This window comes from Mycobacterium sp. ACS4331 (genome assembly GCF_001667265.1).
Lineage (GTDB): Bacteria > Actinomycetota > Actinomycetes > Mycobacteriales > Mycobacteriaceae > Mycobacterium.
In genome coordinates this window covers 1-13,118 of record NZ_LZHW01000032.1, presented here as the reverse complement: position 1 = coordinate 13,118, position 13,118 = coordinate 1, and the positions used below count along the sequence as shown (strand labels likewise).

Sequence of the window (13,118 nt, the reverse complement as noted above, 5' to 3'; positions counted from 1 at the left end):
ACACAGTAGAACACACAATGATTATATGTATAACATCTGCGGCCGTCGGGCCGGTCGATCACCGCGACGCGAGCCACCGCGACACCACTCGGCGATGGTGGTCACGTGAGCCCAGGCTGGCGATGCGGGTGGCGGCGCGGCGCAGGTGGACGTGTGCCTCGTGTTCCCAGGTGTAGGCGACGCCGCCGAACACCTGCGTGGCTCCCTCGGGAACCCGACGCAGAGAGTCGATGGCCCAGAAGGCGGCCAGCGACACCAGGGCTTCGGTGTCGGGGTGACACAGCTCGGTGGCGTCCGCGGCCCGGTTCACCAGTGCACGTGCGACTTCGATCGCCGAACGTTGGTCCACCAGACGGTGTTTGATGGCCTGCCTGGCGCCGATCGGGCGGCCGAAGGTGACGCGCACCTTTGCGTATTCGACGGCAGCCTGGTTGGCCGCTGACGCGATGCCGATCAGTTCGCCCACCGTGGCCAGTCGGCTTCTGTTCAGAGCCGCCTGATATCGCACGAGCGCATCCTCGCCCGTCGCGAAGACGTCAATCGGCGCGGCCCTGGCGGTGATGCTCGCGGCCGGATTGTGATCGAGAGGCTGCTCGGCCTCGCGTCGCACCGCCGGGCTCGTGGCGCTGACGACGCCGAGCACCGGATCGCCGCCCTGGCGCGCGAGCACCACCAGTCGATCCGCGGCGGCGCCGAACGGGACCGCCGACCACGCACCCGTGGCCTGGCCCGCAGTGACCACCGCGCCCACATCGTCGAGAACCAGGGTGAGCCCGGTCGCGCACTGCTGCTCACACCACGCGGCGGCGGCAGCGGAGGCCAGCGGCACGGGGAGCGCCACCGCCCCAGCGGCTTCGGTGAGCACGCACAACTCACGGAGTCCCACCCCACCGCCGCCACGCCCCTCGTCGACAAGTACATCCGGCCAGCCCAGATCGAGGACCGTGCTCCACAGTTGCGCGTCGAAGGCCGGGCCCGGCCCCTCGAGGAGCTTCCGGGTTCGCTCCACGGCCCATGCCTGGCTCAGGATGTCGTCGGCGGTGCGCCGAAGGCGGTCGAGTTCTGCTGCGGTGTCGGCGATGTCGTCCAGCGATGGTTCGGGCTCACGGGTCACGGGGCAGCCCCAGCAGTCTCTCGGCGATGACATTGCGTTGAATCTCGGAGGTGCCGGCACCGAAGGTGGCGGCGCGCATCAGGAGGTAACTCTCGGCCACCCTGCCGTTCTTGGCGGCAGAGGGCGAGCCGTGTTCGAGCGCGCCTTCCGGCCCCGCCAGGTCGAGGCCGAAGTTGGCCATCTCCTGATCGACCTCGGAGGTCAGCAGTTTGGCCATCGAGGCCTCGGGTCCGGGGTTGACACCTCGCACACCCGCCGCCGTCGCCTGGGAGGCGATCTGACGAAGCGCCTCGACCCTGGCGGCGAAACCCACCAGCTTGTCGGCCACGTATTCGTCCTCCAACCCACTGGTGCTCAGTGCGTTCGGCTCCTTCGCGAGGTCGACGAGGATACGCAGCCTGCGCTCGATCCGGTGTGTGCGGCTCTGGCCGACCCGCTCGTACCCCAGCGTCGACTTGGCCACGCGCCAGCCGTCGTGCAGTGGTCCGAGCACCCGGGACAGCGGCACGCGTACGCCGTCGAAGAACACTTCGCTGAACTCGGCGCCGCCCGTGATCTGTTTGATGGGCCGCACGTCGATCCCGTCGGCGTCGAGGTCGGCGAGCACATAGCTGATTCCCGCGCGCGGCTCGGCGTCGGGGTCGGTGCGGACCAGCAGATAGATCCGGTCGGCGTAGTGCGCCTTCGAGGTCCACACCTTCTGTCCGGTGATCACAAGATCGTCACCGTCGATGACAGCGCGAGTACGCAGTGCGGCGAGGTCGCTGCCGGCGTCGGGTTCGCTGAAGCCCTGGCACCAGACGTCCTGCGCCGACAGGATGCGAGGCAGGAAGTATGCGCGCTGTTCGGCCGTGCCCCACTGGATGATCGTCGGCCCCAGCTGATTGATGGCGCTTCGGTTGATCGGCTCGGGGGTGCGCGCCGCAGCCATCTCGGCATTGAAGATCAGCTGCTGCACCGGTGTGGCGCCGCGGCCGCCGAACTCGGTGGGCCAGGAGATGGCCGCAAGTCCGGCTTCATGAAGGCGCTGCTGCCACAGTCGCATTCGGTGAAGCCGGCCGGCATCAGTGTCTGCGCCGGCACGGATCTCCGGTGTGAGTGCGGATGCCAGAAAACCGACGACTTCGTCGCGGAATCGGCGGTCGTCGGCCGACAGCGGTACGCCGTAGGCGCGGTCGGTCATGTGCGGGCCTGGGTCGCGGCGTCGGCCAGCCACCCCGCCATCATCCCGTACACGGCTTCGATGGCCTGCCGCGCGGCGTCGGCGTCGGCCTCTGCCGGGCCCGCGGGGTCGTAGTCCACGGTCCAGGTGATCTCGGCTGCGCCACCGGGCGACGGGTGCACGGAGACCAGCGCTTCAAATCGCGAGACCGGCAGCGGATTGTCGGTGATCGAGTACCCGAGCTCCATCCGGTCGCCGTCCAGGTGGGTCAGAGTCTCGACCACCGGGCGATCCCCGGCGCCGTGTATCGCTCGGCGCATGCCGACTCCCGACCCGTCTACATCGACGCGGCCGGCCACCGGTATCCAGCTGACATCGGCGAAATCAGCGAGCAGCGCCCAGACCGTCCCCACCGGGGCTTCGACCTCTTTGGCGATCACGATTCGAGGCATGGACGCACATTAGCAGCTGGGTGAACAATTATTCGGATAGTGTTCCGGTGTTCAGTTCTGTTCGGGACGGGAGGCGATGAGGCATGGGCGACAGTCCGCAGGGCGCCGACGAGTTCGAGATCGACGAGGAGTGGGTTCGCTACGAGGTCGTCGAGCCGCATATCGCCGTGATCACGATCAACAGGCCGGACCGGCGAAACGCGATCCTGTCCCCGGACATGCACGTGCTCTTCAAGGAGCGACTCGATCGCGCCGAGGCTGACGACGACGTCAAGGTGGTGATACTGCTCGCCGAGGGGAAAGACTTCTCCAGTGGTGACGACGTGCGGAGGCTGCCCGTCGAACAGGCCGGGCTGACCAGGGGGAAGAAGCTGCCGCAGACGGCCCGACTGGGGAACGCGCGGCGGCTGCACCGCCACCTGACGAACTGGCTGGAGTTTCCGAAGACCGTCATCGCGGCCTGTCAGGGCGCCACGCTGGGGGCCGGGATGAACCTGGCGCTGGCGGCGGACATTCTGGTGGTCTCGGAGGACATGTACCTCGCCAGGCCGCAGGCGCGCATCGGGTTCGCCGGGTTCTCGACGGCGATGCCGCTGGCCCTGCTCAAGCTCGGGCCCAACCGCGGTTATGAGGCCATGATCACGGGCAGGAAGGTGCGTGCCGCCGAACTCAAGGAGTGGGGCGTTGCCGCATCGGTGGTGCCGGTGGACGGACTGCGAGACGAGGCGATGCGGTATGCGCGCGCCATCGCTCACCATTCCGCAGACGGTCTGATGATCGGGAAGCATGCGTTGATCACGTTCTGGAATGCGGTCGGTATGGCGCAGTTCGCCGACTGGGTTCCCATGGGGCACAGCGTGTTCACGAATCTGTCCTGGCGAGACGACGAGTTCAACTTCATGAAGGAGCGGACGTCGCGCGGCGGCCGGGAGGCGATGGCAGAACTTGAGCGCCGGTACGCCGAGTGGGGATTCGAATAGTCAGATAAACAGGTAGTGTCTAAGTGTTCTGTAGGCTGAGGCGACGCCGCCGACTTGGGAGTGACGATGGGTGTTCTTGACGGACGAAAAGCACTGGTGACCGGTGGTGGCCGTGGAATCGGCGCCGCCGTTGCGGAGGGGCTGGCTGCCGAGGGGGCAACCGTCATGGTCTCCGATGCGGGTGTCGCTGTCGACGGCAGCGGCCATGATGCGGGACCGGCCGAGACGGTGGCCGCGGCGATCAACGAACGCGGGGGCAAGGCGTTCTCCGACACCACCGACATCACCGACTTCGCCGCCTGTGAGGAGTTGATCAACCGTACGGCCACCACGCTCGGCGGTTTCGACATCATGGTCAACGCGGCGGGCATCCTGCGCGACGGCATGGTCTTCAAGATGAGCGAGCAGGATTTCGACTCAGTGGTCGAAGTCCATCTCAAGGGCACGTTCAATCTGACCCGGCATGCCGCCGCCTGGTGGCGGGAGAACCGGGGTGGTCAGTATCGGCTGATCAACTTCACCTCGATGTCGGGACTGCAGGGTGCGCCGAGCCAGCCGAATTACGCTGCCGCAAAGATGGGCATCGTCGGGTTGACATTCTCCTGTGCCAACGCCCTCAAGGGGTACGGCGTGCGCTCCAATGCCATCGCACCCATTGCGGGCACCCGGATGACTCAGGGCATCAAGGGTGGCGGCAGCATGGATTACTCGCCGGAGAACAGGCGGCTGGCGCCCGAGAACGTCGTGCCGCCGGTGGTCTATCTGGCGAGTGAGCAGTCGGAATGGCTCAACCGCCGCGTCATCTTCGCGGGTAACGGGCGGATCAGCCTGATGTCGAATCCCGTGGTGGAACGCGAGATCGTCTCGGCGTCGGGAACCTGGGACGTTCCCACCGCCTTCACGGAGATCGAGACGTCGTTCAAGGAGGCCGTGCTCTACCCCAACATCTTCGATAAGCCGCCTGCCAGCTGAGACACCGGAAGGGGTGTGCGATGACCGCCATCGACGATCCGACTGAATCGGCGGCGACCGGGAAGGTGCCGCCCCGCTACGCCTGCGGCGACACTTTCGTACCGAAGAGCCGCTACATCGATCCGGAGTTCCTTCAGCTCGAACTCGACCGGTTGTTCACCCAGGTCTGGCAACCCGCATGCCGTGAGGAGGAGATTCCCGACCCGGGAGCCTATTACGAGTACACCATCGGCAGGCAGTCGATCATGGTGGTCCGCCAGAAGGACGACTCCATCAAGGCCTTCTACAACGCGTGCACGCACCGCGGTATGAAGCTGGCGCGCGGATCCGGCTGTGCCGTCAACGGCGAGCTGCGATGTGAGTTCCACGGGTGGCGGTTCGCGCTCGACGGTCGGTCATCGTTCGTTCCGTCCCGCGATGAGTTTCTCAACCGGCCCAGGGATCAGTGGTCACTGCGGCCGGTGGCCGTGGGCACCTGGGGCGGATGGGTGTTCATCAGCATGGCGGAGAACCCACCCGAACTGCTGGACTGGCTGGACCCGTTGCCCACGGCGCTGGAGCCGTTCCGGTTGCAGGACATGCGTTTCCGGTGGCGCAAACGCACCAGGCTGGCCGCCAACTACAAGACGGTCATCGACGCGTTCATCGAGGGTTACCACACCCCGGGCACTCATCCCCAGACACTGCGCGCCGCGCAGGGGCCGCGCCCATCCGCCGAGCCCGCGCTTCCTCAGGAGTTCGTCTACGCGCCATACACTCCGACAATTCCGTACCGGAATCACTCACGCTTCGTCTACACCGCGCGCCCCGACACCGGTGACCGGGACAGCGCTCGCAAGGCGCAGGCGGCCCGGCCCGAGGTTTTCGCGAACGCGATGCAGTACAACTACCTCGAAGTGGGCTCCCTGGTCACCGAACGGGACTTCCGTGCAGCGCAGCAGCTGGCGACCATGGACTGCGGCGACACCCCGCCCTTTGTGCTGTATCACCAGATCTGCGAGGAGTTGGCGCTCGCCGACGGCGTCGACTTCCCGCAGATGTCGATGGAGCAGTACTTCGCAGGCAACGGCGACTGGCACGTGTTCCCGACCCTGGTGATCCTCGTGGAGAAGTCGTGTGTGCTCGGGTATCGCATGCTTCCCGATGCCGAAGATCCCAATCGCTGTGTGTTCGAGATGTTCTCGCTGGAACACTTCGCTCCCGGTGAAGTGCCCGAGACCAGCTGGCTGGAGGTCGAGCGCTGGCAGGACCACGACGGTTGGGGCGAGCTGCCCACCCAGGACCTGAAGAACATCGACGCCATTCACGCCGGAATGCATTCGCGGGGATTCGACGGACTCTGGCTGAACACCGCGCAGGAGATGTCGATCCGCAACGAGCACGCGATCGCCGACCGTTTCCTGTTCGGGGTCGAGGCGGGCGGTGTCGGTGATGGCTGACGCTGCGGTCGGCGGCCGCCCACTGCCGGCGCTGACCGCCCTGAACCGGCCGTACTGGACGTCAGGCGCCGACCGGGTGTGGCGGTTGCAGCGCTGTCCCGACTGCGAGCGCCTGATCCATCCGCCGGCGCTGCGCTGTCAGCACGACCATGCCGTTCCCGAGTGGGTGGCGCTGTCGGGCCGGGGCACCGTCGAGTCCTGGACCGTCAATCACCATCCCTTCTTCCCCGGGATTCCGACGCCGTATGTCATCGCGTTCGTCAACCCCGTCGAGGACCCGCGGGTGCGTGTCCTGACCAACCTCGTCGACGTCGATCCGGAGCGGATCCATGCCGGCATGCCGGTGCGAGTGACGTTCGAGTTCGGCTCCGACGGTGTCGATGAGGACGTGTACCTGCCGATGTTCACCCCGGAGCGGTGATGGCGGGCCCCCTGACCGATGACGTGATCATCAGTGGCATCGGCCAATCCGACATCGGGCGGCGGCTGCGGCGGGATCCCCTCGAACTCACCGTCGACGCATGCGTGGCCGCGGTCGAGGACGCCGGCCTCACCCTTGCCGACATCGACGGGCTCACCACCTATCCGGGTGCGTCGATGGCAGGCAGAGGATTCTCCGGTGCCGGAGTGCGAGAACTGCACGATGCGCTCGGTCTTCGGCCCAATTGGGTGGCCGGTGGTGTCGAGTACCCCGGTCAGCTCGGCGCGGTGGTGGACGCCATGCTCGCGGTGGCCGGTGGGATGGCAGACCATGTGCTGTGCTGGCGAAGCATCTGGGAGGGCACCGCCCAGGGGGGTGACCGCCGGCGGGGATACAGTGTTCCGGCGGGTTCGCGCGCGGCGGGCCAACTCAGCTGGCAACTGCCGTACGGCGCCTCGGCGGCGAGTCTCGCGGCGCTTCAAATTCGTTCTCGCATGGAGCGTTTCGGGCTCACTCGAGAACAGCTGGGGCAGATCGCGATCGTGCAGCGTGCCCACGCGAAACTGAACCCGAAGGCGGTGTACACCGACCCCATCGTCCTCGACGACTATCTCTCGGCGCGGATGGTGTCGGAGCCGCTGTGCATGTATGACTGCGACATCGCCTGCGACGGTGCGACGGCTTTCGTGATCTCCCGGGCCGAGCATGCCGCGGCGCTGGACCACCCCGGTGTCGTGGTGGAGGCTCTCGACTGCGCGCATCACGACAGGTTCCTGTGGGAGGGCGGTCGGGACGTCGCGCGGTTGAACTCTCGATGGTCGACCATATGGGAGCGCACCGATTTCACGCCCTCGGACGTCGACTGCGCCTCGCTGTACGACGGATTCAGTGTCTTCGTGTTGTGTTTCCTCGAGGATTTCGGCTTCTGCGGGTTCGGCGAGTCGGGGGAGTGGGTGGCCGATCCTGCGCGATTCTCGCTCGGAGGGGAACTGCCGATGAACACGGACGGCGGACAGCTTTCCGGTGGCCGGTTGCATGGGTTTGGGCACCTGCACGAGGCCTGCGTCCAGGTGCGCGGGGAGGGCGGGGAACGTCAGGTCGACGGCGCCGCCTTGGCTGCGTGCGGCGTCGGTGGAGCCAACAGCGGAACCACCATGATGCTGCTGCGGCGCAGCTGAACTCCCGTCAGTGTGTACATCTGTCCCGTCCAGGGTGCAAGGAGCCTCCGTTGATTGATCCGTCCAATCTCGTACTGATCAGCGTTGACGACCACACCGTCGAGCCGCCGGACATGTTCGTCGACAGGGTGCCGGCGCGTTATCTCGATGACGCCCCGCGGATCGTCGAGGACGCGGACGGTTCGGTCGCCTGGGTCTACGACGGCATGAAGCTGCCCAACATCGGTCTCAACGCGGTGGCCGGCCGGCCCAACGACGAGTGGGGGTTCGAGCCGTCGCGGTTCGAGGACATGCGCAGGGGGTGCTACGACATCGATGCCCGCGTCGAGGACATGAATGCGGCCGGAGTCCTCGCCTCGGTGTGTTTCCCCTCCTTCCCGACGATCTCGGGCGCACTGTTCACCTTTCGCGGAGACAGGCAGATCTCCGGCGTGATGGTGAAGGCGTACAACGACTGGCACGTCGAAGACTGGTGCGGTGCGCACCCGGACCGTTTCATCCCGATGGGCATCCTTCCGCTGTGGGATCCGCAGCAGGCGGCCGCCGAGGTCCGCCGACTGGCGGGGGTGGGTTGCCACGCAGTGACCGTGCCCCAGCACATCGGCAACTACGGGCAGCCACCATGGCAGGACAACCACTGGGATGTGCTGTGGGAGGCCGTCTGCGAGAACGACACGGTCGTCAACATCCACATCGGCACCGGAGGCGGGGTGCCGGTTCCCTCGGACCAGACGAGTTACCTCGCGTACAACGCGATGCTCGCACTCGACACCGGCAGGTTCACGGCTGACCTGCTCTTCTCGCGTGTCCTGAAGGATTTCCCGACGATCACGTTCGCTCTCTCGGAGGGCGGTATCGGCTGGATTCCTTTCCTGCTGGAGCGATTTGAGGATGTCTACGGCAGGCAGCGCGCCTGGACCGGCGACGACCTCGGTGACGGGAACACCCCCACCGATGTCTTCCGGAGGAACTTCTTGTCGTGCTTCATCCGCGACCGCGTCGGCATCGAGAACCGGCATCGGATCGGAGTCGAGACAATCTGCTGGGAGATGGACTACCCGCACTCGGATTCGAGTTGGCCGGACGCTCCCGAACAGCTCGCCGCCGAACTCGACGGATGCTCGGCCGACGAAGTCGAGGCGATCACGTGGCGGAACGCGGCGCGGGCATTCGGCTATCGCGGAGTTGAGCGGCTCGGTCGGGAGAACTGCACCGTTGCCGCACTGCGCCAAAGAGTCGAAGGTAAGGGGTTGTCCACACCGAAGGTCGATGTGGATCGGATTCCGAAACCCGGCGTGCACGCCATCACCTATGGCGAGATGAAGGCCAGGATGTCGACCATCATGGCGGGCGGGGCGTCATCGAGTCAGAAGGCGACCGCGGAGTCGTCCGACGGCTGAGGCCACTGTGGCGAGTCACTCCGCAACCTCGGCCGCTCGAAGTGGCGCCGGCGAGGTCATTCACGCGGCTAATGATTCTGGTTTGCCATCAGGGGCCGATCGCCGACTGGGATAGGCGTGATGGACCGGGTCTGAGCCGGTGCTGCGCGGCTGAGTGCGGGTTCGGACCGAAAGTCCCCCGGCACGGGTATCTCGTCGTGATATGACACTTGGTTGCCGAAGCTAATCTCACGTGCGGCCCAAACCGCCACGTTTCCCACAGTGCGTGTGATACAAGTCACAGGTGTGCTGATGGCGGCGGCATACCTCGGCCGGCGCACGGAGCCCCAAAGGGATGCGTGATGGATGCTGGCAGATTCGTCGGACGGATTGGTGCGCTCGCGGTCGCGCTTGGCGTAGGGGCCGCAGTCGCCTCGACTCCCGGGACGGCATGGGCCGAACCCTCACAGGCGGACGCCGGCCCCGGTGGGGGTGGCGACGCGTCGCCAGGAGCCAAGCCGGGATCCAGCCCCTCGAGAACCTCTGGCGCAGCGCGTGACACGGTTGACTCGGCGCAGGACGTCGGTACGGGAAAGCGTCCGCGGTCACGGGATCGGTCGGATTCCTCAGCGGCGGTGCGTGATTCGATCGACCATCTGACCAGGGGGGTGAGAGAGGCACTTGCCCGCCTCGACACTGAGCGCGGTGACACGGACTCGAACCCCCGCCGGCCGCGGACTCGCGACGCGCGCCCGACTCAGCAGCGACCCGGCCGACACCTGCGTGACGTCGAGGCCGAGCGATCGGATGTCCAGATGCGGCCCCAGCGTTCTGGGCCCGGCAGGCACCCGCTCGAGGCGGGCCGTCCATCGGTGACGGCAGCGGCCGCTGCACCGTCGTCCGTCCCCGCCGAGTCGGCGCCGGCCAGGGAGTCGTTGACCAGTTCGACGGCCACCCCCACCGCGTCACCGCCTCGTGAAAGGGCGGAAAGCGTCTGGTCACAGCTGCGCGGTGCGATCGGCCTACGCCCCTTCGGCGCGACGCCGAATCCCGATGTGCCCACAGAGGCGCCTCTGGACCTGGTGCTGCTGGCGTGGACGCGGCGGCAGAACGCGCTCACGGCGGCAGGGGTGACACGCGCGACCGACACCCACCAGCGCGGTCAGATCGCCGAGCAGATCAACAGCATCGCGATGTTGAGCACCGCGCAGGCCGCGGCTCAACTCGCGAACGCCTATGTCGCCGAGGACGACCCAGAACTCGGCAACATCGGCAGCGGGAACGTCGGCGGTGGTAACCAGGGCAGCGGCAACACCGGCAGCGGCAACACGGGTAACAACAACGGTGGCGACGGGAACATCGGTGACGGCAACGCCGGGAACGGGAACCAGGGGACCGGCAACGCCGGCGACGGCAACACGGGCAACAACAACGACGGGAACGGCAACACCGGCAGCGGGAACATCGGCGACGGCAACCAGGGTGGCAACAACCAGGGCCACGGGAACACCGGCAACGCCAACGTCGGTGACGGCAACAGCGGCAACGGGAACGCCGGTGACGGCAACACCGGTGTGGGCAACGCGGGCGACGGCAACACGGGCACGGGCAACGCCGGCGACGGTAACACCGGGGACTCCAACCCCGGCAGCGGCAATCAAGGCGCGGGCAACGTCGGCGACGGTAACCAGGGTGGTGACAACCAGGGCCACGGGAACACCGGCAACGCCAACGTCGGTGACGGCAACAGCGGCACTGGGAACGTCGGTGACGGCAACACCGGCAACGGGAACGCCGGTGACGGCAACCAGGGCGACGACAACGTCGGCGACGGCAACTCCGGCACCGGGAACACCGGCCACGGGAACCAGGGCAGCACGAACGCCGGCGACGGCAACATCGGCGACAACAACGCCGGCTCAGGCAATGCCGGCGATCTCAACACAGGTTCCGGCAATGCCGGAAGCGGGAACTCCGGCAGTGGCAACAGTGGCAGCGGCAACACCGGTGACGGCAACCAGGGACACAACAACGCGGGCGACGGCAACACCGGCACCGGAAACGCCGGCGACGGCAACATCGGTGACCACAACACCGGGTCCGGCAACGACGGTGACGGCAACACCGGGCACGGCAACACCGGAAACACCAACACGGGGCACGGCAACTCCGGCAGCGGAAACCAGGGTGACGGCAACATCGGAGACAACAATCTGCCTGGCGCCCATGGCAATACGGGAGACGACAACACTGGGTCCGGCAATCGCGGCGACGACAACACCGGGTCCGGAAACATCGGCGACGGAAACGGCGGAGACGGAAACATCGGAGACGACAACTCCGGGTCCGGAAACATCGGCGACCACAACTCAGGCAGCGGCAACCAGGGCAGCGGCAACTCCGGCGGCGGCAACCGCGGTGATGACAACTCCGGCAGCGGAAACATCGGTGACCACAACACCGGTCACGGGAATCAGGGCGACAACAACTCGGGCAGCGGCAACAGCGGCACAGGCCTGGGCGGCGGGGACAACAACTCGGGCAGCGGCAATCAGGGCAGCGGCAACTCGGGTTCGGGCAATATCGGCAACGACAACACAGGACATGCCAACCAGGGCGGCGACAATTCCGGGCACGCCAATATCGGTGACAACAACCAGGGTTCGGGGAACATCGGTTCCGGCAACTCCGGGTCCGGCAACATCGGCAGCGGCAACCAGGGTTCGGGAAACATCGGCGCCGACAATCAGGGCGGCGGCAACACGGGCAATGCCAACCCGGGTTGGGGCAACATCGGCAACAACAACATCGGGTTGGGCAACAAGGGCAACAACAACGTCGGTTTCGGCAACACCGGCAACAACAATTTCGGGATCGGCCTCGTCGGCGACAACCTGATCGGCATCGGCGGGTTCAATTCGGGGTGGTTCAATCTGGGCCTGGGCAATGCCGGAAACTTCAACATCGGTTTCGGCAACTCCGGCGTCGGCAACATCGGTTTCGGCAACTCCGGAAATTACAACATCGGCTTCTTCAACTCCGGTGACGGCAACGTCGGCTTCTGGAACTCGGGCAGCGGCAACACCGGGTTCTGGAACTCGGGGAAGGCCAACACGGGCTTCTACAACTCCGGAAACACCAACACGGGCTTCTACAACTCCGGCAACACGAACACCGGGTTCTGGAACTCGGGTGACACCAACACCGGATTCTGGAACTCAGGGAACACCAACACGGGTTGCTACAACTCGGGAGACACCAACACCGGGTGCTGGAACTCGGGCAACACGAATACGGGCTTCTCCAACTCCGGTAACACCAACACCGGCAAGCACAATTCGGGCGGGACGAACACCGGAAACTACAACGCGGGCGGCACCAACACCGGCCATCACAACGCCGGCGGGACCAACACCGGAAGCTACAACGCTGGCGGCACCAACACCGGCAACCGCAATGCCGGTGGCACCAACTACGGCGACTACAACTCCGGTGGTACGAACACCGGTGACTACAACTCCGGTGGTACGAACACCGGGAGTTACAACTCCGGTGGCACCAACACCGGGAGTTACAACTCGGGTGGTACGAACACCGGTGACTACAATTCCGGTGGTACGAACACCGGCCATTACAATTCCGGTGGTACGAACACCGGTGACTACAACTCCGGTGGTACGAACACCGGCCACGACAATTCCGGCAGCACCAACACCGGGAACTTCAACGCTGGCAACACGAACACCGGAAATCTGAACTCGGGGAACACCAACACCGGCCACCTCAACTCCGGGGACACCAACACCGGAGACCTGAACTCGGGGAACACCAACACCGGCAACGCCAACTCGGGCAACACCAACCGCTGCGACCACAACTCCGGGAACACCAACACCGGCGACCGCAACTCCGGTGACACCAACACCGGCAACTACAACTCCGGGTCCGGAAACATCGGCGACCACAACTCAGGCAGCGGCAACAACGGAGACACGAACACCGGGCACAGGAAGACCGGGGA

The 13,118-nt window shown here is 66.0% G+C and carries 10 protein-coding genes; 7 read left to right on the top strand and 3 right to left on the bottom strand.

Features of this window, described 5'->3' with window-relative positions; all coding sequences use genetic code 11:
• Window positions 1-58: 58 nt before the first annotated feature.
• Genes A5727_RS09105 through A5727_RS09095 form a run of 3 tightly spaced genes read right to left on the bottom strand, consistent with a single transcriptional unit; the run spans window position 59 to window position 2,728 of the window.
• Window positions 59-1,114 (bottom strand): acyl-CoA dehydrogenase family protein, encoded by a 1,056-nt coding sequence (locus A5727_RS09105; RefSeq protein WP_068247971.1) that lies wholly within the window; start codon window positions 1,112-1,114, stop codon window positions 59-61.
• Window positions 1,104-2,297: an acyl-CoA dehydrogenase family protein gene (locus tag A5727_RS09100; RefSeq protein WP_068247967.1), complete on the bottom strand. Its 1,194-nt coding sequence runs from the start codon at window positions 2,295-2,297 to the stop codon at window positions 1,104-1,106. The genes A5727_RS09105 and A5727_RS09100 overlap by 11 nt, the downstream gene beginning before the upstream one ends.
• Entirely contained in the window at window positions 2,294-2,728 is a 435-nt protein-coding gene (locus A5727_RS09095) for an SRPBCC family protein (protein ID WP_068247963.1), read from the bottom strand. The genes A5727_RS09100 and A5727_RS09095 overlap by 4 nt, the downstream gene beginning before the upstream one ends.
• 83 nt (window positions 2,729-2,811) lie before the next feature.
• On the opposite strand from A5727_RS09095, the gene A5727_RS09090 reads away from it, so the two are divergent.
• The 7 genes from A5727_RS09090 to A5727_RS09060 all read left to right on the top strand — a co-directional run.
• Complete coding sequence (locus A5727_RS09090) at window positions 2,812-3,708, top strand: enoyl-CoA hydratase/isomerase family protein (RefSeq protein WP_068247960.1); 897 nt, start codon at window positions 2,812-2,814, stop codon at window positions 3,706-3,708.
• 66 nt (window positions 3,709-3,774) lie between these two features.
• Window positions 3,775-4,680, top strand: a complete 906-nt coding sequence (locus tag A5727_RS09085; RefSeq protein ID WP_068247956.1) for an SDR family NAD(P)-dependent oxidoreductase — start codon at window positions 3,775-3,777, stop codon at window positions 4,678-4,680.
• A 20-nt stretch (window positions 4,681-4,700) separates the two neighbouring features.
• Window positions 4,701-6,119 carry an aromatic ring-hydroxylating oxygenase subunit alpha gene (locus A5727_RS09080; protein WP_068247951.1) on the top strand — a complete coding sequence of 473 codons (1,419 nt, stop codon included), beginning with the start codon at window positions 4,701-4,703 and terminating at the stop codon, window positions 6,117-6,119.
• Window positions 6,112-6,540 carry a Zn-ribbon domain-containing OB-fold protein gene (locus A5727_RS09075; protein ID WP_068248104.1) on the top strand — a complete coding sequence of 143 codons (429 nt, stop codon included), beginning with the start codon at window positions 6,112-6,114 and terminating at the stop codon, window positions 6,538-6,540. Before A5727_RS09080 ends, A5727_RS09075 begins: the two co-directional genes overlap by 8 nt.
• Window positions 6,540-7,718: a thiolase family protein gene (locus tag A5727_RS09070; RefSeq protein WP_068247945.1), complete on the top strand. Its 1,179-nt coding sequence runs from the start codon at window positions 6,540-6,542 to the stop codon at window positions 7,716-7,718. The genes A5727_RS09075 and A5727_RS09070 overlap by 1 nt, the downstream gene beginning before the upstream one ends.
• A gap of 50 nt (window positions 7,719-7,768) precedes the next feature.
• Entirely contained in the window at window positions 7,769-9,118 is a 1,350-nt protein-coding gene (locus A5727_RS09065) for an amidohydrolase family protein (protein ID WP_068247942.1), read from the top strand.
• 914 nt (window positions 9,119-10,032) lie between these two features.
• Window positions 10,033-13,118 (top strand): beta strand repeat-containing protein (locus A5727_RS09060; RefSeq protein ID WP_502687667.1); only part of this gene is annotated, 3,086 nt, incomplete at its 3' end.